We start from the raw sequence: 23,432 nt of genomic DNA on the forward strand, positions 1-23,432 counted from the left end.
GGTCTGGGGGCGGCCAATATCGGCGCGGCCTTTACGGGGGGCTATCCGGTCACGGGCGGGTTTGCGCGGTCTGTGGTGAACTTTGACGCAGGGGCGCAGACACCGGCGGCGGGGGCCTATACCGCCGTGGGGCTGGCCGTGGCCGCACTGGCGCTGACGCCGCTGGTCTTCTTTCTGCCGCAAGCGACTTTAGCCGCGACGATCATCGTGGCCGTGCTGACGCTGGTGGATTTCTCGATCCTGAAAAAAGCATGGGGCTATTCCAAATCCGATTTCGCTGCCGTGCTGTCCACCATGTTGATCACCTTGGGCAGCGGAGTCGAATTGGGGGTGACCTGCGGGGTGGTGCTGTCGATCTTTCTGCATCTCTATAAAACCACCAAACCGCATATTGCCGAAGTCGGGCTGGTGCCGGGCACCGAACATTTCCGCAATATCAACCGCCACGAGGTCGAGACCTGCCCAACGGTGCTGACCCTGCGCATCGACGAAAGCCTGTATTTCGCCAACGCGCGGTTCCTGGAGGATTGCATCTATGACCGGTTGGCGGGCAACACCTGTCTGCGCCATGTCGTGCTGATGTGCTCTGCCATCAACGAGATCGACTTTAGCGCGCTGGAATCGCTTGAAGCGATCAACGCACGGCTGCGCGATATGGGGATCAAGCTGCACCTGTCCGAGGTCAAAGGCCCTGTCATGGACCGTCTGAAAAAGCAGCATTTCATCTCGGATTTGACAGGCAGCGTGTTCCTGTCCCAGCATGCAGCCTATGTCGCCTTGGGAAAAGCTGCCGCATAGTCACCCATCGTTTGCAAGTTTCTGTTTGATCGTTACAACTGCTGTCAGGGGCTGCGGAACGGCGTTCCGCAGCGGGGAGAGAACTATTTCAGGACAGTGATATGATACCGATCAATCCGCCGGCACCGGCGACGACACCCACGAAAACCATCGTCGAGGTCGTGCGCGACAACGCCAAAGCGCATCCGGAAAAACCTGCGCTGGTCTGTGACGGGCAGACCGTCAGCTGGGGGGCATTCGACCAGCGCATCAACAAGATCGCCAATCTGCTGCTGTCGCTGGGTGTGGGTAAGGGCGACAACATCGCGATCATCTCGCCCAACTCCATTCCTTATGCAGAGCTGTTTATGGGCATCCTGCGGGCAGGGGCCTGCGTGACGCCGCTGTCGACGATGGCGTCCCCCGATGCGCTACAAAAGATGCTGACCGATTGCGGCGCGCGCGCGATCTTTGTCGCGGCGCAATACCTTGAACTGGTCGATGGCTTTATCGCTGATCTGGATCTGGCACGCTTTGCTATAGATTTCGACCATCCCGCGTTTCAGCCCTATGGCGCGGCGGTTGACGGGGCTTCGGACACCGACCCCGAGATCAAGATCGAGATGTCGGATGCGTTCAACCTGATCTATTCCTCGGGCACGACCGGCACGCCCAAGGGCATCTTGCACAATCACTGGATGCGGTCGGCGCAGATGGACCGCGTGTCGCCCAACGGATATGACGATAACGCCCGCACGCTGCTGTCGACGCCGCTGTATTCCAACACAACGATCGTGTCCTTCCTGCCGACGCTTTATGGCGGCTCGACCGTCTATCTGATGCCGAAGTTCGACGCCCGCGGGTACCTCGAGATCGTGCAGCGTGAAAAGATCACCCACACGATGCTGGTGCCTGTGCAATACAAACGCATCATGGACGTGGCTGACTTTGACGCCTTCGACCTGTCATCGATGCAGGTGAAATTCTCCACCTCCGCGCCGCTGCGGGCCGAGGTCAAGGCGGATGTGCTGGCGCGCTTCCCCGGCAAGCTGCTGGAATACTACGGTCTGACCGAAGGCGGCGGGGTCACTGTGCTGAATTCTGCCGAACATCCCGACAAGCTGCACACGGTGGGCCAGCCCGCGCCGGGCAATGAGATCCGCCTGATCGACGAAACGGGCAAAGAGGTTCCCAAGGGCACCGTGGGCGAGATTTGCGGCCGCGGGCCGACGATGATGGCGGGGTATTTCGGGCGCGATGACCTGACGGCCGACTACATCTGGCGCGACGCAGCGGGCAACGTCTTCTTCCGCTCGGGCGATATGGGCCGTTTTGACGAGGACGGGTTCTTGATCCTGTCGGACCGTAAGAAAGATATGATTATCTCGGGCGGGTTGAACATCTATGCCGATGATCTTGAACTGGTGCTGCTGGCCGATCCTGACGTGACGGATGCCGCCGTGATCGGCGTGCCCTCTGACGCTTGGGGCGAAACGCCCTACGGGTTGGTGGTGCTGCGCGAGGGGGCGACGCGTTCGGGCGATGATATCTGCGCTGACGCCAACGCCAAGCTGGGTAAAAGCCAGCGTCTGTCGGCGGTGGAACTGCGCGAAGAGCTGCCGCGCAGCTCTATCGGGAAGATCCTCAAGAAAGAATTGCGCGCGCCCTTCTGGGCGGCGGTTTCTGCGTGAACAAGGAAGATGACATGAGCAACCAAGACGATACAGACCAGATGAACGGGGCCGATAGCCTTGTGCAGACGCTGCTCGATAGTGGGCTTGATACCTGTTTCACCAATCCCGGCACGTCGGAAATGCACTTTGTTGCCGCGCTGGACCACGTGCCCGGCATGCGGTCGATCCTTGTCCTGCAAGAGGGCGTGGCGACGGGGGCGGCGGATGGGTACTACCGTATGTCCGGCAAGCCCGCCTGCACCCTGCTGCACCTTGGGCCAGGGCTCGCCAACGGGTTGTCGAACCTGCATAACGCGAAAAAGGCAGGCTCGGGCGTGGTGAATATTGTCGGCGAACATGCGGTCACGCATATCGAGCTGGACGCGCCGCTGACCTCTGACATCGAAGGGATCGCGCGGCCCGTGTCCCATTGGGTGCACACGTCCATGTCGGCGGCGGATGTGGGCGCGGATGCGGCCCGTGCGGTGCAGGCGGCAAATGTGGCACCGGGGCAGGTGGCGACGCTGATGCTGCCCAGTGACACCGCCTGGAACGAAGGCGGCGCTGTCGCGCCCGCGCGAGAGCCTGCACAGCGCCTTGCCTTTGACGAGGCCGCGTTGGAGGAAGCCGTCGCCGCGCTGTCCGGCCCCGACAGCCTGCTGCTGTTGGGCGGTGCCGCGTTAAGTGCTGAGATGCTTGAGATTGCGGGGCGGATCGCGGCCAAGACGGGCTGCAAACTGCTAAGCGAATGGGCCAATGCGCGGCAGGAACGCGGGGCAGGGCGTGTGGTGGTCAACCGCGTGCCCTATCCCATCGATCAGGCGCTAGAGACGCTGGCCCCGTTCAAGCGCATCGTTCTGCTGGGCGCACGCGCACCCATCGGCTTTTTCGCCTATCCGAACAAGCCCGCGATCCTGACCGCCGAGGGCACGCAGATCACCAACCTGTGCACCACTGCGCAGGATATCGCAGGGGCGCTGGAGGCGCTGTGCAGCGGTGTGGGTGCGGCGGACACTCCGCCCGCCCATGTGGCCGAAGCCGCCACCGCCGACAAACCCAGCGGCCCGTTGGAGCCGGGCGGCATCGCGCAAGCCCTAGCGCGCACCATCCCCGAGGATGCGATTGTCATCGACGAGGCGATCACCACAGGCCGCGCGTTCTTCCCCGCAACAGCAGGGGCCCCGAAGCACACTTGGGTGAACAACTGCGGCGGGTCCATCGGCTATGGCATGCCCGTGGCGATCGGGGCGGCCGTGGCCTGCCCTGACCGCAAGGTGATGGCGCTGATCGGGGATGGCAGCGCGATGTACACGGTGCAAGCGCTTTGGACGATGGCGCGCGAGGGACTGGACATCACCATCGTGATCTTCGCCAACCGCGTCTACAAGATCCTGCGTGGCGAGCTGACCAATGTCGGCGTCAGCAATGCGGGCCCCAAGGCGATGGATATGCTGTCGCTTGACCAGCCGACGCTTGAATTTGCACAGATGGCAAAGTCGATGGGGGTAGAGGCGACGCAGGTCAGTGATTGCGAGGCGCTGGAGCTCGCGATCGAAACAGGGCTGGCACATAAAGGCCCGTATCTGATCGAAGCGGTGATGTAGCGCCCGCGCCAACCACCCTATACAAAAAGGCCCCCGATCAGCGCTGATCGGGGGCCTTTTTCTATTTCAGTCATCCGCGTCTGTTAGCGGTCTGCACCACCGTCGCCGTCGGCATCATCGCTGTCCGGCACGTCGTCTGCCTCGATCGGCTTGGACACGGTTTTGGTCGGCGGCAGGCCTTGATCCTGCGCGGCGGGGCCTTCGATCTTGAACGGCTGGGTGGTGCCGTCCTTGTTCTCGCCCAGCCAGATGGTCTGCTGCGGGAAGGGGATCTCGATCCCGCGCTCGTCAAAGACCGTCTTGAGGTAACCGTTGTACATACGCCCGATGCCCCATTGCTTGCCCGGATCGGTCTTGATCCGCACGCGCAGCACCACGGCGCTGTCACCAAGGGATTGGACCCCGAACCATTCCAGCTCTCCCATGATGCTATTGGCGATGTCTGGCTCGTTTTCCATCATGCGGTCGAAGGCGTCGAACATGGCCTGCTTGGCCTCTTCGACATTCTCGCGGTAGGCGATGCCCATGTCACAGACCGTGTAAGAGAAGCCGCGCATGTAGTTGCTGACCACATCCACGGTAGAGAAGGGGATCATGTGGAATGCGCCTTGCACATCGCGCAGCGAGACAGAGCGCACCGACAGCTTTTCGACGGTGCCAGTGGTGCCGCCCACGGTGATCACATCGCCCACGTTGATGACATTCTCGAACTGGATGAACACACCGGTGATGATGTCTTGCACCATCTTCTGCGCGCCGAAACCAATCGCCAGACCCAAGACCCCGGCAGAGGCAAGCAGTGGCCCGATATCCAGCCCGATCTCGCTCAGCACGAACATCAGCGTGAGGATGATCAGCGTAATGGTCGCCGCGTTGCGCAGCAAGGTCAGCAGGGTGGTTTCCCGCGAGGTTGGCACAGCGCCGTATTCAGGGTTCAGCTTGTAGTCGACAAAGGATGTCAGCGCGAGCCAGATGCCGAAGGCCACCGTCAGGATCAACCCGACAGAGATCAGCGCCTTGGTCACTGCCAGCCCGACCTGCCCCTCAAGCCAGCTGCGCATGTCGATCGTGCCGATTACGTCCAACGTAAAGAACAGCACGCAGACCAGCAGAAACAGCCGCAAGGCGCTGAAGGCGCGGGGGACAAAGGTGTTGATGCGACGTTCCAGCAACGGCAGCTTGGCGTTCACGTCCTCGGGCAGTGAAATGCCGCGGTGCACGGCCTGTGCCAACCAGCCCGACAGCAGGGCGGCGATGATGATCGCGGCAAGGATCTTGCCCGACCCGACAATCGCGTTCAGCGTGACCTCGGCGGGCTGGGTCATGACCACGATGAACATCACCGCGATATAGGCCAGTGCGAACCAGTGCCAGATGCCTGCCAACCCGTGCAGCGTACGCGCGATAAAGCCGCGCCGCGCCTCTGCGATGGTGGCCGGATCGACACCCTCGGCGGCTTGCGCCTCGCTGGGGTCAGCTTCGCTTTGCAGCCAGCGGGTGACGGCCTTGCGACGGCGCAGCACGATGTAGACAAAATACAGCAGTACGAGGACCGATAGAAGAGCCGACACGCCAGCGCCCGCGGCCGTGTTGACGCTTTGGTTGACGATTGGCACGACCAGCAGTTGCCCGTAGCCCAGAACACTGACCACGATGCTCAGATAGCGGGTCAGCGCCGCGGCGGCCTTGTCACCGACGGGCACCAGACGCAGGCCCGACGCAACGGGCGAGAGGAACGACCGGATGACGACTTTGGTCATTTCGACCAGCAGGAAGGCGTTCAGATACATCGACTGGCGGATGCCGATCTGCCCGACTTCGCCAACGGCGAGGATGGTGATCAGATAACCAGCGGCCCAAGCTACGACAACGATAAAGGCGTCCAGCAGGTTCGACCCCAGAAACAGCCCGATAGAGCGGAAGAGGCCCACATGCTCGGCCGTGCGCCCCATGCGCGCATATAGCCCCCGCGCAAGGTAGCGCAGCACCACAAAGAGCGCGACGGTGATCGCAATGACCGCAAGCAGGCCGGGGATCGCTTCCAGCAATACGGTCAGCTCCGCGCCGCTGAGGCCAGAGAAGACCTTGCCGCCGCGTTCGAACCCGTTCCAGAAAGAGGTGAGCGTGCTGACTGTGTCTTGTCCGATCTGCTGGGTGATCAGGGCGATTTGCCGCCCGACCGATACGCCTTCGGCATCCGCGGCTTCGGTGATCGTTTCAATCGCGGGGTTTTCATCACCCGCAGGGTCGCCCGAGGCATCCAGCGACTTTTCAAGGTCCGCGATCAGCGCGGCGCGGGCGTCATCGTCTTTGAGCACCTCGAGCAGGGTATCCAGCGGTGCCTTCGTCTCTGCCTCGGGTGTCGTTTCGGTTGTTTCCGTGTTGGAAGATCCGCCTCCGGTGAACAGCGATTGCGCCTGCGCCGCGAAGGGGGCGAGCGTCAGGAAGAGTGCCACCACAAGCCCCGTCAGTACGTAGAGCCACCCTTGGGCTGGCATCGCGATCTTTCCGGTTTTTGACATGGGGGCCTCTTTCAACACACTAAATTACACTACGAGATAGGGGAACGTTCCCTATTTCCACTGTTTTTCGCTTATGGGCGGTCTTGGACGTAAAGAAAACCCGATGGCAGGGCGAGTCTGCGCATCGGGCGGTCTTTCGGTCATGGCACTAACGGGCTTGTTTACGCTGTGGAACTGCCGGTGATCACCTCGGCGCGCGGGGCCTCGGCTTTGGTCGGGGCGGGCTGCTTTGGCTGCGGCTGTTTGCGTGCCGCTTCGGCCAGCAGGGCGGCGGCATAGCACACAGCGATGGCGGCCAGCGGCAGGGTCCACGGCAGGGCGGTGACCGTAGGCTCGACATCCATCATGATCTGTCCGGCCAGTGCAAGGATCGTCCCTAGCCCAAAGACCAGCAGGCCGTGGCTGCCCATCAGACGCAAGGGGGCCGCATAGCGGTGTGCGCAGATGCGGGTCACTACGGGGAGGCACGAAAGCACATAGACCAGCGCGAGGATATGCACCAAGCGCGGCAGCGCGAGCATCGACTTGTTGTGCGTCGTGATGTTGCTGGGCAGGCCAAGCCCGCCAAGCTGCGCCATCTTGTTGTTCATGAACGCCCCCAGACCGGGCACGTAGCGCCAGGCAAAGATGAACAGCAGCAGACCAAGCGCCAGCTTGAACAGGATCGGAGAGTTGCGGACCAACCGTTCGTCCTTGCGATGACGCACGCCGATGGCAAGGCCGATGACAAAGATGAACTGCCAGGTGAGCGGGTTGAAGAACCAGCCGCCCCCACCGGGGTGGTTCGGGATGGTCAGTCGGGTGGCACCTGCATAAAGCCAGAACGCCCCCGCAACGGCCAAGGTCGTGCGCGGGGCGTAAAGCACAGCGGCGATCAGCGCAGGGCCTGCCAGCAGCAAGACGGTATAGGACGGCAGAATGTTCACATAGCCGATCTGATATCCCAGCGTGACCAGCCCCGCCATCGCGGCACCGGTCTGGTCATACAAAAGGGCGAGGTTGTGCATCACACGAAACTCCGAGCGCACAAACGTATCTGCCGCCCAGGCATAAAGACCGATGGCCGCGACCGTCAGCACGATATGCACGATATACAGCTGCCACGCCCGCCGCCACAGCGGGGCCATCGCATCCCAAAGACGCAGCTCCCCCGACATCCAGCGGCCAATGGCGGGGGAATAGGCGATGCCCGCCGCGATGCCCGACATGATAAAGAACGCCTCTGCCGCGTCGGAGAACCCGATGTTGCGGATGGTCAGATGCTCCCACGGGTTGCCGGGCATGTGGTCGATGATGATCATGATCAGCGCCAGCCCGCGAAACGCATCGATGCGCGGATCGCGGGCGCGGCGCGGCAGGTCGACCCCGCGCCGGATGGGAATAAGCTGGGCGTCAGGCCGGTTGGACGATTGTGTCATGCGACGATCCTTCTGGGGCGGCACCCGATCTCAGGTTGTCGCGATAAGCTGCAATGACGGCGGGCGTGGCCCGTTCTTGCGGCGTGGTAAAGACTTGGCCGGTGCTCTCGTGCGAGGTCACGGCGATCAACAGCGGCGCGATGGACATGGGCAGCGTCACCGGCAAGAGCCAGAAGATCAGGTTCGGCACCCAGAGATAGACGGCAGCGGTGACCGCGACCCCGAACAGCGATACCCAACGGCTGGCACGCCAGCTTTCGGCGAGGGTAAGCCGCCCTTCGCCGCGTGCAGTCGCGGGCCAGCCGCCATCCTTGCCCGCAAAGACCTCGGCGACGGCGCGGCTTTGATACATCAGCATCACGGGCGCAATCAGCGCGGTCAGCAGAATTTCAGACAGGACAGAGCCAAGCGCGCGCAGCGCCCCGCCAAACCCCTTGGCGCGGCCTGTTGCAGCCGCTTCGCCAAAGATCGCGAGCTTGGGCAGCAACAACAGCCCACCGATCCCAAAGGCAAGCGCCACGATCTGGAAGGTCTTGTCGTCGGGGAAGACGGGGAAAAGCTGATAGGCGTTGGGGAAATAATCAGGGCTGGCATTGGTCGCAGCGGCCAGCAGCGACACGATCAGGAAGGCCCCCCAAGCGACCGATACCAGATAGGCCATGATCCCCTGGACAAAGACGAACCGGCTCCACCCGTGCAGGCCGGGGGCACCGACCAGACGCATGTGTTGCAGGTTGCCCTGACACCAGCGGCGATCACGGCGCGCAAAGGCGAGCAGATTGTCGGGGCCTTCCTCGAAGGAACCGGCGATGCGGGGGTCCATCTCGACGCGCCAGCCGCCGCGTACCAAGAGGGCGGCTTCGACATAGTCATGGCTTAGGATGGTGCCGCCGAAAGGGGCGGGGCCGCTGAGTTCTGGCAGGCCGCAGCATTGCGACAGGGCGCGCACACGGGCGATGGCATTATGCCCCCAGAAGGGGCCCGCGCGCCCCTGCATACGGGCCAGACCGCGTGCAAAAACCGGCGAATGGAAACTGGCCGAGAATTGCATCGCACGGCCAAACAGCGACCCCGCGCCAAAGATCTTGGGCAGGGTTTGCAGCAGGCCAAGGCTCGGGTCTGCCTCCATCCGTGCGACAAGATGGCGGATCGTGTCGCCCTCCATCAGGCTGTCGGCGTCAAGGATCACGACGTATTCATAGGCCCCGCCGGATTTGCGGATGAAATCCTCGACGTTGCCCGCCTTGCGGCCATATCGGTCGGTACGGTTGCGGTAGTAGACCGGGTTCGCAGCGCCTTCATCGCCCAAGAGCGGGGCCAGCGCCGCGCGCTCTGCGATCAGGGCGTCGGGGTCAAAGGTGTCGGACAGAATGGCGAAATCGACGGGTACGTTCGCGGCCTGCATGGATTGGCGCATTGCCATAATGCGCGCGCAAACCTCTGTCGGGTTTTCGTTGCAGATCGGCACAAGGATCGCCGTCGGGGGGGAATCCGCGTTGCTCAGGTCCATATCAGGGAGGGGATCGAAAGAAGGCACGCCCAAAAAAGCCTGCCCCGCCCCCCAGGCCAACCAAGCCGTCGTAAGCGCGATAAGCGCCACGGCAAAGCCGTCCCAGATATCAAATCCGGTATTAAGCCCCGCTTGCGCCAGTGTCGCGGCTGCCGCGGTTGCGCAGAGCAGGGCAAAGCAAATGGCACCAACGCGGCTGACCCGCGTGGCACCATCGCGTAAATAAGAGGGCATGTCAGGCATTACGCATGAAGATGCGGCTCACCACCTCGAACAGGGAGGGGCGGGCATCATGCTCTAGCACCTGCCGCGGCATATCCAGCGGGGCAGGGCGAGGCGCATAACGGTCAAAGTCGGTCATTTGTTCGGTGGTCGCAGGTGATGTCACAGACGTATTCATTCTTTCAGCCATTGGTATACCCAAGTCTCGGTCAAGCTACGGTCGCCCGCGACCAGATTGGCGCGCAGTTCAATCGTTGCATCAGTTTCGGCGACGACCTCTAGAACCAGCCGCCACATGTGATCGTGGCCGTCGATCTGCTGCAGTACTTGTCCTGCAACTGTGCCGCCGGCGATGTTTACATTGGCTTCAACAACGTTCTCGGCGTTTGGTTCCCCTAAAGTTGCACCTTCGAAGTCGATGACAAACTTTCGGCGATCATTGCGCGGTTTTACGCCCGCGATGCCCCCATTTCCGGCAAGAGTGCGCGATACTTGTGCAAGTGTCGAAGACGCGCCGGGCGGGTTCATCCCCCAGTTCAGACGGTAGGAAATGCTTTTGCTATCCCCCGCCGCGAACCCGTTCTTGTAGGTCCAGAAGGCGACGATATTGTCGTTCCCCTCCAGATCCGACGGGATCTCGATCAAGCGGACCATGCCTTCGCCCCAGTCCCCTTTGGGTTCGACCATCAGTGTCGGGCGCAGCTCGTAGTGGGCTTCGGCGTCCAGATAGTCGTCAAAGGCACGGTGGCGCTGCACAAGGCCAAAGGATTTCGGCGATTGCGCCCCAAAGTATGAATTGGCGAGCTTGGGCGGGTTGTTCAGCACGCGGAACAGCGTGTCTTGGCCGGTGTTGACCACCAGCGCCTCGCTGTCGTGGACGCGGGCACGGTAATCGTCAAAGCCACCCTGATCGTTCAGCCCGAACAGATACATCGATGTCAGCGGCGCGACGCCCAGTTGCTGCACGTCCTGGCGGAAGAACAGTTCGGTGGTCACATCCATCGTGGTGGTGGCACCGGGGGTCACGGTGAACTTGTAGGCCCCCACGACCGACTGGCTTTCCAGCAGGGCGTAAAAGGTCATCTTCGTCTCGCCGGGTGCGGGACGCTGCAGCCAGAAGGCGCTGAAGCGGGGGAATTCCTCGGGCTCGGAAGTGGCAGTGTTCACCGCAAGCCCGCGCGCGCTGAGGCCATAGCGGTTCCCCGCCCCCAAGGCACGGAAGTAGCTCGCCCCGAGGAAGGACACGATCTCGTCGAACTGCTGCGGATCGTTCAGCGGCGCATTCATGCGGAAGCCCGCGACGCCGGGCAGCTCGGTACCGGTCGGGATCTTTTCAAGCGCTTTGGACTGGTAGATGAAATCATCCGAGGTAAAGCCAAGCGGCTGTGCCTTGTCATTGACGATCTCGTAAAGCGACACGGTGCCGTCAAACAGCCAGCCGGGGTGATAGGCATGTACCACCGCCTGCGCCGCAGGGCCTTTCCAGATCGCGCTGTCCTCGCGGAAGCGGATGTTGCGGTAGTCGTCATAGTCCAGCGTGGTAAAAGGCGCGCCCAGTTGCGTCGGCGCGGTGTACTCTTCACCCGCGAGGTTGCGTGCCCGTTCGATCAGAATATCAAAAGAAAAAGGCTCCGCCGTATCACTGGCCTGCGCCCAGGCAGCAGTGTCTTGCAAACCGGTTGCAGCGGCGAAAGCCAAAGCGGCCCCCCCTGCGCGCAATACTGACCGGCGAGACATCGGGCGGGAGCGAGACAAATGATGCATCAAAAATGATTCCTGTTCGTTGCTGCATTGCAGAATTCATATAATTACGCGGGAAGTTCAATAACATGAAGCATGATGCGCAAAATTTTGCTGCACAGTGCGGGGTTTACGCGAAAATTGCGAAATCAGCGCGGCATCATCCGGCAATATTTGCAAAGACATAGCGCCCCTGAGTGCAGGTGTTGTCTAGCCTCTTTGAAATACAGCGGAAATTTGCCGGAAATGACGTTCAATCGCCCTAGAATAAGATTGGTTGGCATCACAGGCCCGCAATGCCACCCTAAAGGGAATCTGTGTGTGTATCAGTAAACAAGAATACAAAAACGAGGACAAAATGGACAATAAAGACCTTCCATCGCTCCCGCTGGCGCTGCTGCCCGTCGTTCTGACGCTTGGCCTTCTGGCGCTGCAACTTTTCTACTATGGCGACTTCACGCCGCATATTCCCCTCATCCTCGGATTGGCCATCACGTCCCTGCTGGGTGTGTTTCGCGGTCAGACGTGGATGGACATCCGCGAAGGCGTGTTCCACGTGATCCACGTGTCGATGCCGTCACTGGCGGTGTTGATCGTGGTCGGCATGATCGTCGGCGTCTGGATCGCGTCGGGCACGGTGCCTACGCTGATCTATTACGGGCTGACCTTGCTGACCCCGTCGATTTTTCTGGCAGCCGCGATGATCCTCTGTGCTGTGGTTTCCCTGTCGTTGGGGACCAGCTGGGGCACAGTCGGCACCATTGGTCTGGCGCTGATGGGGATCGGTGCGGGTTTCGGTATCCCGGCCTATTGGACCGCCGGTGCGGTCGTGTCGGGCGCATTCTTTGGCGATAAGGTATCGCCGCTGTCGGACACCACGAACCTGGCGCCTGCGGTGACGGGCACGAATGTATTCGACCACATCAAGAACATGCTGCCCACGACCGTCCCGGCGATGATTATCGCGCTGGTGATCTATGTGGTCGTCGGCTTTATGCTGATCGAAGAGGGTGCAGGCGACGTCAGCAGCATCAATCAGATCACAACCGGCCTGGAGGAACGCTTTAGCCTCGGGATCATCCCGCTGACGCCTGCCTTGATCGTGATTGTGCTGGCGCTGATGAAAAAGCCGCCGCTGCCGTCGCTGTTTGCCGGTGTGCTGGCCGGTGGACTGGTGGCGATCTTCTGGCAGGGCGCGGGGCTGCATGACGTGTTCGCCTTTGCGCAGTCGGGCTATTCCATCGACACGGGCATCGCCGACATCGACAGCCTGCTGAACGCGGGCGGCATCCAGTCGATGATGTGGACCATTTCGCTGATGTTGATTGCCTTGGGCTTTGGCGGCGCGCTGGAGCGCACCGGCTGTCTGGAGGCGATCATTCTGGCGATCGTCAGCCGGGTGAAAAGCTTTGGCGCGGTACAAAGCTCGGCCATCGGGACGGCATTTGCGACCAATATGGTTGCGGGTGATCCTTATATCTCTATCGCGCTGCCGGGCCGTATGTACGCGCCCTTGTACCGTGGGATGGGCTATTCGACCCTGAACCTCAGCCGCGCGGTGGAAGAGGGCGGCACGCTGATGAGCCCGCTGATCCCGTGGAACGCCGGTGGTGCCTTTGTGATCTCGGCTTTGGGGCTGGGGGTCATGGACGGTAACCTGACCAACCTGCTGTACATCCCGCTGGCCTTTGCCTGCTGGACCGCACCGCTGATCGGTGTGTTCTATGCGGTGACCGGTCTGTTCTCTCCCAAAGCGACGGACGAAGATCGGGCCGAATGGGACAAATCCGGCGAAGACATCATGGACCTTGGCGACCATGAGCTCGCCTACGAGCAACCGGCCGCGACCTGATCGCGCCTGCACCGACACAGATGAAAGCCGCAGCGCCTATGAGCGCTGCGGCTTTTTTCATGCCCTCAGGCCTGCGCCTTCAGCCTGTCGCGAAGCGTGTTCTTGACGATCTTGCCATTGGCGTTGCGCGGCAGGGGATCGGGGTCGAACGTCGCGAAATCGGGGGCTTTGTAGTCCGCCATCTTTGTGCGTGCGAAAGCCTTGATCGCATCAAGATCGAGCGCGGTATCCGTGGTGTGGATGAAAACATGCATCTTCTCCCCCAGCACCGGATCAGGGCAGCCGATGGCGGCACATTCGATCACGGAGGGGTGGGCGGTCAGGGCGTTTTCGACCTCGGCGCTGTAGATGTTATAGCCGCCGCGAATGATCATATCTTTGCGGCGGTCGTGCAGGCAGATGAACCCCTCGGCATCGCGTGACCCCATGTCGCCGCTTTTCCAGTAGCCGTCGTAAAACTCGGAGGCGGTGCGGTCTGCGTTGTCCCAATAGCCGGGCACGGTCATCGCGCCCTTGATCCAAAGCTCCCCATGGGTGCCGTCGGGCACGTCGTTGCCCTGAGGATCGACAATGCGGATGTCGGCGCAGGGCACGGCGATGCCGATGCTATCCGCGCGTTTGGTGCCGAACCCCATCGGCAGGATCGTTACGGCAGAGGTAAGCTCCGTCGCGCCATAGGCGTTCATCAGGCAGAGGTTCGGCAGCTTTTCCGACAGTTCGGTGATGGTGGATTGCGGCATAGGTGCGCCGCCGTAGCCCCCGATCCGCCAGTGTTGCAGGTCGTAGTCCTCGACGTTGCAGCGCAGCAGGAACAGGTTGTACATCGCTGGCACCATCAGCGTCTGCGTGACTTTTTCATTGGCGGTCAGCGACAGGAATTCATGGGCACCGAAGACCTCCATCATCACGGTGCAGCCTGCGGTTTGCATCATAGTAAAGACGGTGGCGACCAGCCCGGTCACATGGCTTGCGGGCACGCACAGCAGCGACCGTTCACCGGCCCCCAGCTCCATGCAAAGCTCGAAATGCATCGCGGAATGGACGATGTTCAGATGGGTCAGCGTCGCCCCTTTGGGCTGGCCTGTGGTGCCGGAGGTATAGAGGATCACCGCGATGTCATCCTCGTGCAGCGGCACGGCGTCGGTCAGCGGGGTCTGCGCGGGCAGCGTATCAAAAGCGTCGGACCCCGCCACTGTGCCGCCAACGCAAAAGCGGTGGGTTAGCCCGGGCAGATCGGCCGGTGCGGGCAGGCGGTCGGCGACATCCATGCCATGCACGGCGATCTTGGCCCCGCATTGACGCAGGATAAACGCCAGCTCTGGCGTGCCTTCGCGGATGTTGATCGGCACGGCAATCGCGCCAAGCCGCAGACAGCCCATCATGGTCGCGATGAATTCCCAGCGGTTCGACAGCAGCAGCGCAACGCGGTCGCCATTTTCGACCCCACGCGCGCGCAGCCCTGCGGCGATGCGGCCCACGTGTAGGTCAAGCTCGGTATAGGTCAGTCTGGTCTCGCCGCTGACCACGGCCTCTTGATCGGGGGCGCGGGCAAGGGCCGCGGCGAGCATGGCGTTCAGGTCGGCGGGGCGATCCTTGAAGCATTTGATCTCGCGACCGTCAAAGTGGGTTTCTGTTTGTATGCGATCCGTGATCGCCTGTGACCAATGTGGCATCTGCGCTCCTCCCGTAGCTTGGGGTAGTCATTGCGCAAACAATCAGGGGCTGCAACGGCCAAGCGCCGTGTTAGCGCCCGCATTATGCCCCACCTGTTGGGGTCGGTTCGCCCTGCGAAACAAGGCGAACCGGGGCGTTTATCCCAGCACGGTTTTTACCGCATCCGCGGTCGCGGCGACGACGGTATCGACCTCTGCGCGGGTGATGCAGAAGGGCGGGGCAAAGCCGGTAATGTCGCCTTGGGGCATGGCACGGGCGATCACGCCGCGTTCCAGCATCGCGGCAGAGATCGCGGCCCCCACCTTGGCAGCAGGATCAAGCGGGGTGGCGTCTGCCTTGTCGGCCACATATTCCACCGCGCAAAGCAGCCCTTCGCCACGGATGTCCCCCACATTCGGATGATCGCCAAGCGCCTCTTTCATCGAGGCGTTCAGATATCCGCCCACCTCGGCCGCGTTGCTGACAAGGTTCAGATCGTCGATGAGGTTGAGGTTCGCGACACCCGCCGCGGCACAGATCGGATGCGCCGAGTAGGTCCAGCCGTGACCGATGGGGCCGTTCTCGTGCGTGCCCTGTTCCAGCACCTTCCACATCCGGTCCGATACGATCGACCCCGACAGCGGCGCATAGGCCGAGGTCAGCCCCTTGGCGATGGTGATCAGATCGGGTTTCAGCCCATAGTGATCCGACCCGAACATCGTCCCCAGACGGCCAAAGCCGGTCACGACCTCATCCGCGATCAGCAGGATGTCGTGGCGGTTCAGCACCTCTTGGATCGCGTCCCAATATCCGGCGGGCGGGGGCACGATGCCGCCGGTCCCCAATACGGGTTCCCCGATAAAGGCTGCGATGGTGTCCGGCCCTTCGGCTTGGATCAGCGCCTCAAGCGCGTTGGCGCATTGCGCGGTGAATTCGGCTTCGGACTGGGTGCGGTCCTTGCGGCGGTAGTAATAGGGCGCGTCCGTGTGGATCACGGGGTTCATCGGCAGGTCGAATTTGTCGTGGAACAGCGACAGGCCGGTCAGCGATCCGGTCATCAGCCCCGACCCGTGATAGCCGCGCCAGCGCGATATGATTTTCTTTTTCTGCGGGCGACCAAGGATGTTGTTGTAGTACCAGACGAGCTTGATGTTCGTCTCGTTCGCGTCCGAGCCGGACAGACCGAAATAGACCTTGGACATATGCGCCGGTGCGCGGTCCATGATCATCTTTGCCAGCGTGATAGACGTCTCGGTCCCGTGGCCCACATAGGAATGGTAATAGGCCAGCTGATGCGCCTGTTCGGCGATGGCGTCAGCGACTTCGGTCCGGCCATAGCCTGCGTTCACGCAATAGAGCCCGGCAAAGGCGTCCAGCATCCGGTTGCCATCGCGGTCCTCGATATGAACGCCCGACGCCCCTGTGATCACCCGCGTCGCGGATTCACCCCGCGCATGCTGTGCCAGATGCGTAGAGGGATGGAAAAAGTTTTCGCGGTCCCATGTGGCGAGTTGATCATCATTGCGAAGCATAGGTCAGGCTTTCTGTTTAGGAGAGTTTCAGGTGAGTTCGGTGGCCAGCACGGCAAGGCAATCGCCCGGCTGTGCCAGTCCGGGGTGGTGGCGGGCGATCACGATGCCCCCCATCTGGGCGCGGATTTCACGCGGGGGCAGGCCCGTATGCTGGCTGTCCCATAGACGCGCGATCAGGTCGCCTTCGGCCACTGTGTCGCCAAGGGTGACGTTGAAATCGACCAGCCCACCGTGGTTGGTGACGTGAAAACAACGGTCGTCGTCTTGCGACAGCATGCGCGATGGCGCAGTGACGGGCTGGCCTTGCAGGATACCGGCGTGGATCAGCAGGTTGCGCACGCCTTTGCGGGCGATCTGCGCGGTTTCAGGCGTGGCAGTGCCGCCGCCGCCCAATTCGGTGGTAACGAATGTCTTGCCCATCGTCTCTGCCGCGTCGTCATACATGCCAAGCGCGTCAATCTCGCGCATCTCGACACTGAAAGGCGCGTTGAACGCATCGCGCGCGGCGCGGCAGCGGGCCTGTTGGTCAGGGTCGTCCAGCGTGTGACAGGCGGCGAAGGGCAGAAAATCCAGCGTCTTGCCGCCCGAATGGAAGTCAAGCACGACATCCGCCATCGGCAGCAGCACCCGTTGAAAGTAGTCCGCGATCTTCTGGGTGGGGGTGCCATCGGGGCGGCCGGGGAAGCTGCGGTTCATGTTCCCCCCGTCCAACGGAGACCCCCGCGTCCCCGCCATAAAGGCGGGGTGGTTCATGAAGGGGAGGATGATCACGCGACCCGTGACATCCTTGGCCTCCAAGGTCTGGGCAAGCTCGACCAAGGCCAGCGGCCCTTCGTATTCGTCGCCGTGGTTGCCGCCGGTCAGCAAGGCAGAGGGGCCGTCGCCGTTTTTCACGTGGGTCACCGGAATCTGGATCGCCCCCCAAGCACTGTCATTGCGGCTATAGGGCAGGCGCAGATAGCCGTGCTGCACGCCGTCGCACTCAAAATCGATGGTGGCCGAGATAGGATTGTCCCGCATGGCGCTATTCCTTGATCACAAGCGCACGCGGGGTGGTGCACAGGCATTCGACACCGGTTTGCGTGATGACAATCGGCTCTGTGATCTCGATCCCGCCGTCGTCAAGCCAAAGGGCGGGCATGAAGTGAAAGGTCATGCCGGGTTCCAGCACGGTGGTATCTCCTGCGCGGAACGACATGGTGCGTTCGCCCCAGTCCGGAGGGTAGGACAGGCCGATCGCATACCCGCAGCGGCTGTCCTTCTCGAACCCGCGGTTGCGCAGGGTGGTGTTGAAGGCGCGGGCGATGTCTTCGCAGCGGTTGCCGGGTTTGGCCTGCTCTAGCCCGGCATCAATCGCTTCGAGCACGGCATTCTCTGCATGCAGATACTTCTGCGGAGGCTTGCCCAAGAACAAAGTACGCGACTGTGGACATTGATAGCGTCGGTGGGCGCCCGCGATTTCAAAGAATGTGCCTTCGTTGTTGCGCAGGGGAGCATCGTCCCATGTGATATGCGGCGCGGTGGCATCCAGACCCGAGGGCGTCATGGGCACGCAGGCGGGGTAGTCGCCCCAATGCCCTTCGGCCCCGCTGACGGAGGCATGATAGATGTCCGCGATCAGGTCGTTCTTGCGCATCCCGACCTCGGCCTTTTCGCGGATCACCTCGTGCATCCGTTCAACGATCCGCGCGGCGCGGCGCATATATTCAAGCTCTGTCGGGGATTTCACCGCACGTTGCCAGTTCACCAGTGCCGTGGCGTTCTGGATATTGACGCCCGGTAACCGCGTTTGCAGCGTCAGGAATGCCGAAGCGGTAAAGTAATAGTTGTCCAGCTCGAACCCGATGCGTGCATTCTCTAGCCCGCGGTCCGCGATGAGACGGGCGAGATCCTCCATCGGGTGTTTGTCGGGGTTCTGGACGTAGGTGTCATCGTAGCCGACGATATTGTCATCATCCAGATAGGTCGTGCGCTGGGCACCGGCGCTGTCCATGGCGCGCCCCCACCAGACGGGCTGGCCTTCGTGGGTCAACAGCACGCCTTGATGCACGTAGAACGACCACCCGTCATAGCCCGCCAACCACGCCATATTGGACGGATCGGTGACAAACAGCGCGTCCAGCCCGCGGGTGGCCATTTCGGCGCGTGTTTTCGCCAGACGTGCTGCATATTCGTGCTGTGTGAAAGAATGGTCGATCATGTGGGGATTCCTGCCAGGGTATTGTGCGAGTTTAGCTTTTTCGCGCTGTGCATTTATGCGAATAATGCGGCTACGCGGGTAAAAGCTGCAAATTTTTGTAAGATATGGGGAATTTAGGATGATTGACGCGATAGACCGGAAAATCCTGCATCACGTGCAGCGCGACAATCTGCTTACCAGCGCGCGCCTTTCCGAACTGGTCGGGCTGTCGCAAACCTCGGTCCAGCGGCGCCTTGCGCGGTTGCGTGCGACCAAGGCGATCGAGGCCGATATCGCCGTCGTCTCGCCCGAGGCCGTGGGCCGTCCCCTGACCATGCTCATCGCGGTGGAACTGGCGCGGGAACGGTCCGATATCATCGACCGTTTCAAGCGAGCGGTGCGGGAGCGGGCAGAAGTGATGAGCGCCTACTACGTGACCGGAGAGACCGACTTTATGCTGATCGTCAGCGCCAAGGACATGCAGGATTACGAGGCGTTCACCCGCGATTTTTTCTACAACAACCCCGATATCAAAGGGTTCAAAACCACCGTGGTGATGGACCGGATCAAGGCGTCATTCACCTTGCCGGTCTGATCACCACAATGGGTTGGTGGGCTAGGCGCTTTCCGCCTGCTTTTGCGACCACTCGGGTAGCGGAAAAAGCGTGTCGTAGATCAGGTTAAACACGTAGGAATAAACGAGGTAGAATGCCGCCAGTGCGATATCCAGCACGAAGGCATCCCACAGGCTGATCCCCAGATACCACGCGATGAAGGGCAGCAGCACCATCAGCAGCCCCGCCTCGAACGCCAGCGCGTGCAGCACCCGGACGATGCGCGATTTCAGGGTGGTTCCAGTCAGCCGTTGCAAGGCCAAGTCAAAAAGTACGTTATAGCCAAGGTTCCAAAGCGTCGCGAGCGTGGCGCTGACAATGCCCACGACACCAAAGTCATGTAGGGGCACGTCAAACAGGATCGCGCCTGCGGGGATCACAAGGATCAGCGCGATGATTTCAAAACTGATGGCGTGGCGAAGACGGTCAAATGCAGAGCGCATGTTATACCTCATTGAAGGGCCGGGTCGTCCCGACAGTTTTCCATTCAGGGGAGGTCGTCCTCACACTGCCATAGGTGGCAAAGCCGCGCGCGTTTTTCAAGAGCAATCGGGCCGCGGCCCTTTTTCCGAACAGTCCCGCGGGGCATCCGGCACTCTGGCGTTCTATCGATACAAATCGATTTGCTTGAATATTCATCATTGAGTAAAATACGGCGGATACATGGGCCCACTGCTGGAGTAAGGGCACCGTAAGAGTATGATACGAGTGGGGTGCAAGTAATGGGCGATCGTACCACTGGGGCGGCGCAGACGCGGCTGTCGACAGGGACGTCTGGTTTGGATGATGTGCTGTGTGGCGGGTTGACCCCGCATCGGCTGTATCTTGTCGAGGGGACGCCGGGGTCCGGCAAAACAACGCTTGCGTTGAAGTTCCTCATGAATGGGCGCGAAAATGGTGAGCGCGGTCTTTATATCACGCTTTCCGAAACGGTTGATGAGCTCACCGCTGTCGCACAGTCCCACTCCTGGACGCTAGACGATATTGATCTGTACGAGCTGGTCGCGGAAGACGAGTACAGCTCTGATCGGGAGCAATCCTTGCTGCACCCAAGCGAAGTCGAACTTGGGGAGACCGTGCGTGGTATCATCAATCTGGTGGAAGAGAATAATCCGACCCGTGTCGTTCTCGACAGCCTGTCAGAGCTGCGCTTGCTGGCGCAGAACCCCCTGCGCTACCGTCGGCAAATCCTAGCGCTAAAGCATTTCTTTGCGCGGCGTAATTGCACGGTCTTGATGCTGGACGACCGCACGGCTGAACCGGGGGATCTACAGCTTCACTCCATCGCGCATGGCGTCGTCTCGCTTGAACAACTGGCCAATGATTTCGGGTCGGAACGGCGCAGGTTGCGTGTGATCAAGATGCGCGGCCTGAAGTATCATGGCGGCTACCACGATTTTACCATCGAAAAGGGCGGGTTGTGCGTCTACCCGCGCCTGATCGCGGCGGATCACGCGCGCGATTTTTCGGCTGATGCGGTGACAACGGGGCTGGACGAGCTCGACGCTTTGCTGGGCGGGGGGCTTGTGCCCGGCACCAATGCGCTGCTGGCCGGTCCTGCTGGCGTGGGCAAGACAACGACGGCGGTGCGCTGCATGCTGGCCGCGCTGAACCGAGGCGAGAAAGCCGCGTATTTCCTGTTCGACGAGCGGCTGTCGACGTTGCTTACCCGCTCGCGAGCGCTTGGCATGGACGTGCAGCCGTTCATCGACAACGGGCAGTTGGAAATCCGGCAAATCGATCCGGCGGAACTGTCGCCCGGTGAATTCGCCAGCGCGGTGCGCACGTCGGTGGAAAAGGACGGTGTAAGTGTTGTCGTGATCGACAGCCTCAACGCGTATTTGCACGCGATGCCAAGTGATAATTTCCTTGTGCTACAGATGCATGAACTGCTCAGCTATCTCGCGCAGCAAGGCGTGGTGTCACTGATGATCCTTGGGCAACATGGTGTCACAGGGGAGCTGCGGACCGACATCGATATCAGCTATCTTGCCGATACCGTCATGATGCTGCGGTTTTTCGAGGCCGAAGGCGAGGTGCGCAAATCCATCGCGGTGATCAAGACCCGTACGTCTGACCATGAACGCAGCATCCGTGAATTCAAGATCGACGCGACTGGTATCGTGATCGGCGAACCTATCCGCAGTTTCTCGGGTGTGTTGTCAGGGACGCCGGTGTTCACGCAGCGCTCAGACGCGCTTTTGCAGCTCGATCCTCAAACCAGCGACGGTGCAAAGTGACACCACAAATGGCATCGTCATCCGAGCCAGAGACCCCGGATGATGCGCTTTTGGTCTCTGTCGGTATTCTCGCGCCACGCGGACGGGATGCGGCTGTCGCGGGGCAGCTGCTCGACCAGCATGATATTGCATCGACATCCGTCGCCTCCCTTGGGGAACTTGCGGGCCTCATCGGGCGGCAAATCGGCGCGATTTTGGTGACCGAAGAGGCGCTGGCAGGCGTCGGGGTCGATACCTTGCAAGAGGCGCTTGCCGCGCAGCCCCCGTGGTCGGATGTCCCGTTTATCGTGCTGGCCAATGGCACGTCCTCCAGCCGCAGCAACCACGCGGCGGCAAGAATTGACCAGCTGAGCAACGCGGTGCTCTTGTCGCGCCCTTTGCACGCAGAGGAGCTGGTACGCTCGGTGCGCTCTGCGCTCAAGGCGCGGCGGCGGCAGCATGAGGCGCGCAAACATCTGGAGCAGCTTGAACTGCGGGAACGTCAGCTGTTCGAGAGTGAGGCAAAGTTCCACGCGATTGCGAATTCGGTCGATCAGATGATCTGGTCCACTTTGCCGGACGGGTTTCACGATTATTACAACGACCGCTGGTATGAATTCACCGGTGTGCCCGAAGGATCGACCGACGGCGAGGGCTGGAACGGCATGTTCCATCCCGACGATCAGGAAAAAGCCTGGGCGCGTTGGGGTCACAGTCTTGAGACCGGCGAGCACTATGAAATCGAATATCGCCTGCGGCACCGCACGGGGCAGTATCGGTGGGTGCTGGGGCGTGCCCAGCCTGTGCGTGACGAGGCCGGACGGATCACGCGCTGGTATGGCACCTGCACGGATATACACGAGATCAAGGTCGCCGAAGAACAGCGGCAGTTGATGCTGGGCGAGATGAACCATCGGGTGAAAAATACCCTTGCGATGGTCAATGTCATGGTGTCGCAGACGCTGCGTCAGTCCGAAAACCTGAAGGATGCACAGGTCGCTATCCAGTCGCGGATTGGCATGATGGCGCAGGCGCATGACCGTTTGATCAAGGCCGCATGGGCACAGACCCGTATCCTGGAGGTGATCGAGGCCGCGTTGGCCCCTCACCGGACGGGTGAGGGACGGTTTGCAATAGAGGGACCGGATGTGCCGATCGGGTCCAAACAGGCGCTGGCCCTGACGATGGCGTTGCACGAACTGTCGACCAACGCCACGAAATACGGCGCTTTGTCCGGTGACGGGGACAACGGCAAGATTGCGGTGCAGTGGAAGGTCGCTCGGGCAAGCGATGGGGCAGAGGTGTTTCACCTTAGCTGGACCGAAAGCGGGGGCCCATTGGTGACACCGCCAAGCCGCAAAGGCTTTGGCAGTCGGATGATAGAACAAGCGCTCGCCGGATATTTTAACGGATCGGCGGAACTAAATTACGCGCCAGAGGGTTTGAGTTTTATGCTACAAGCTCCACTGGCAGGTTTGACGATCTAAGAATGGTGCTCTGCAAGCCCATTGATCATTAATGAAAGCTGTCCAAACGTGGATTATCAGAACCTACCCGCCGTGCTGATCGTAGAAGATGAACCGCTGATCCGTATGGGGGCCGTCGATATGATCGAAGAGGCCGGCTTTAAGACCTATGAAGCCGGATCGGCCGACGAAGCCATCGAAGTGATGCAGACGCATTCTGATATTGGCATCCTATTTACCGATATTGATATGCCCGGCACCATGAACGGGCTCAAACTGGCGGCCTATGTGCGCACGACCTGGCCTCCGGTGGTGATCATGATTGCGTCGGGCGTGATCGAGCTTGACGAAGCGGATGTGCCAAGCGGGGCTGCCTTTGTGCCCAAGCCCTATGCCACGAACCATGTGACCAAGATGTTGCAGGAAGCCACAGGGCAGGTGGGGGCATGAT

18 protein-coding genes are annotated in these 23,432 nt (G+C 61.2%); 8 read left to right on the plus strand and 10 right to left on the minus strand.

From position 1 onward, the window contains the following. From B4F27_RS07685 to B4F27_RS07695, 3 genes are all read left to right on the plus strand, one after another. The coding region (locus B4F27_RS07685) for a SulP family inorganic anion transporter (protein WP_286759326.1) at positions 1–798 on the plus strand (798 nt) is incomplete at its 5' end. A 101-nt stretch (positions 799–899) separates the two neighbouring features. Continuing rightward, positions 900–2,468 carry a class I adenylate-forming enzyme family protein gene (locus tag B4F27_RS07690; protein ID WP_286759327.1) on the plus strand — a complete coding sequence of 523 codons (1,569 nt, stop codon included), beginning with the start codon at positions 900–902 and terminating at the stop codon, positions 2,466–2,468. Positions 2,469–2,482: 14 nt separating this feature from the next. Continuing rightward, positions 2,483–4,054 (plus strand): acetolactate synthase large subunit, encoded by a 1,572-nt coding sequence (locus B4F27_RS07695; RefSeq protein ID WP_286759328.1) that lies wholly within the window; start codon positions 2,483–2,485, stop codon positions 4,052–4,054. 83 nt (positions 4,055–4,137) lie between these two features. Here the strand turns inward: B4F27_RS07695 and B4F27_RS07700 are convergent, their stop codons facing one another. The 5 genes from B4F27_RS07700 to B4F27_RS07720 all read right to left on the minus strand — a co-directional run bounded on the left by B4F27_RS07700 (position 4,138) and on the right by B4F27_RS07720 (position 11,463). Beyond that, positions 4,138–6,576 carry a mechanosensitive ion channel domain-containing protein gene (locus B4F27_RS07700; RefSeq protein ID WP_286759329.1) on the minus strand — a complete coding sequence of 813 codons (2,439 nt, stop codon included), beginning with the start codon at positions 6,574–6,576 and terminating at the stop codon, positions 4,138–4,140. 161 nt (positions 6,577–6,737) lie between these two features. After that, complete coding sequence (locus tag B4F27_RS07705; protein ID WP_009826270.1) at positions 6,738–7,994, minus strand: OpgC family protein; 1,257 nt, start codon at positions 7,992–7,994, stop codon at positions 6,738–6,740. Continuing rightward, complete coding sequence (gene mdoH, locus B4F27_RS07710) at positions 7,969–9,747, minus strand: glucans biosynthesis glucosyltransferase MdoH (RefSeq protein WP_414717692.1); 1,779 nt, start codon at positions 9,745–9,747, stop codon at positions 7,969–7,971. Before mdoH ends, B4F27_RS07705 begins: the two co-directional genes overlap by 26 nt. Continuing rightward, positions 9,740–9,904, minus strand: a complete 165-nt coding sequence (locus B4F27_RS07715; protein WP_005851989.1) for a hypothetical protein — start codon at positions 9,902–9,904, stop codon at positions 9,740–9,742. Before B4F27_RS07715 ends, mdoH begins: the two co-directional genes overlap by 8 nt. Beyond that, positions 9,901–11,463 (minus strand): glucan biosynthesis protein, encoded by a 1,563-nt coding sequence (locus B4F27_RS07720; RefSeq protein WP_414717694.1) that lies wholly within the window; start codon positions 11,461–11,463, stop codon positions 9,901–9,903. Before B4F27_RS07720 ends, B4F27_RS07715 begins: the two co-directional genes overlap by 4 nt. A 361-nt stretch (positions 11,464–11,824) precedes the next feature. Between B4F27_RS07720 and nhaC the strand changes: the two genes are divergently transcribed. Further along, positions 11,825–13,318, plus strand: coding sequence for a Na+/H+ antiporter NhaC (nhaC, locus tag B4F27_RS07725; RefSeq protein WP_037944945.1), 1,494 nt, complete (start codon positions 11,825–11,827; stop codon positions 13,316–13,318). A gap of 65 nt (positions 13,319–13,383) precedes the next feature. On the opposite strand, the gene B4F27_RS07730 is transcribed toward nhaC, so the two are convergent. The 4 genes from B4F27_RS07730 to doeA form a co-directional block, all read right to left on the minus strand. After that, entirely contained in the window at positions 13,384–14,991 is a 1,608-nt protein-coding gene (locus B4F27_RS07730; RefSeq protein ID WP_286759332.1) for a class I adenylate-forming enzyme family protein, read from the minus strand. A gap of 138 nt (positions 14,992–15,129) precedes the next feature. Beyond that, positions 15,130–16,503 carry an aspartate aminotransferase family protein gene (locus tag B4F27_RS07735; RefSeq protein WP_286759333.1) on the minus strand — a complete coding sequence of 458 codons (1,374 nt, stop codon included), beginning with the start codon at positions 16,501–16,503 and terminating at the stop codon, positions 15,130–15,132. 27 nt (positions 16,504–16,530) lie between these two features. Further along, entirely contained in the window at positions 16,531–17,523 is a 993-nt protein-coding gene (doeB, locus tag B4F27_RS07740) for a N(2)-acetyl-L-2,4-diaminobutanoate deacetylase DoeB (protein WP_286759334.1), read from the minus strand. 4 nt (positions 17,524–17,527) lie between these two features. Next, entirely contained in the window at positions 17,528–18,703 is a 1,176-nt protein-coding gene (gene doeA / locus B4F27_RS07745; RefSeq protein ID WP_286759335.1) for an ectoine hydrolase DoeA, read from the minus strand. Positions 18,704–18,821: 118 nt separating this feature from the next. On the opposite strand from doeA, the gene B4F27_RS07750 reads away from it, so the two are divergent. Beyond that, positions 18,822–19,277 (plus strand): Lrp/AsnC family transcriptional regulator, encoded by a 456-nt coding sequence (locus B4F27_RS07750; RefSeq protein ID WP_005852003.1) that lies wholly within the window; start codon positions 18,822–18,824, stop codon positions 19,275–19,277. Positions 19,278–19,298: 21 nt separating this feature from the next. Here B4F27_RS07750 and B4F27_RS07755 read toward each other — a convergent pair whose 3' ends face one another. After that, positions 19,299–19,739: a PACE efflux transporter gene (locus B4F27_RS07755; protein WP_009826279.1), complete on the minus strand. Its 441-nt coding sequence runs from the start codon at positions 19,737–19,739 to the stop codon at positions 19,299–19,301. 279 nt (positions 19,740–20,018) lie between these two features. On the opposite strand from B4F27_RS07755, the gene B4F27_RS07760 reads away from it, so the two are divergent. The 3 genes from B4F27_RS07760 to B4F27_RS07770 are packed head-to-tail and all read left to right on the plus strand — an operon-like array spanning position 20,019 to position 23,431. Continuing rightward, positions 20,019–21,536, plus strand: a complete 1,518-nt coding sequence (locus tag B4F27_RS07760) for an ATPase domain-containing protein (RefSeq protein ID WP_286759336.1) — start codon at positions 20,019–20,021, stop codon at positions 21,534–21,536. Between the two features lie 8 nt (positions 21,537–21,544). After that, positions 21,545–23,002, plus strand: a complete 1,458-nt coding sequence (locus B4F27_RS07765; RefSeq protein ID WP_286759337.1) for a sensor histidine kinase — start codon at positions 21,545–21,547, stop codon at positions 23,000–23,002. 48 nt (positions 23,003–23,050) lie between these two features. After that, positions 23,051–23,431: a response regulator gene (locus tag B4F27_RS07770; protein WP_286759338.1), complete on the plus strand. Its 381-nt coding sequence runs from the start codon at positions 23,051–23,053 to the stop codon at positions 23,429–23,431. Position 23,432 lies beyond the last annotated feature (1 nt).

Source organism: Sulfitobacter sp. UBA1132 (assembly GCF_002311545.1).
Lineage (GTDB): Bacteria > Pseudomonadota > Alphaproteobacteria > Rhodobacterales > Rhodobacteraceae > Sulfitobacter > Sulfitobacter pontiacus.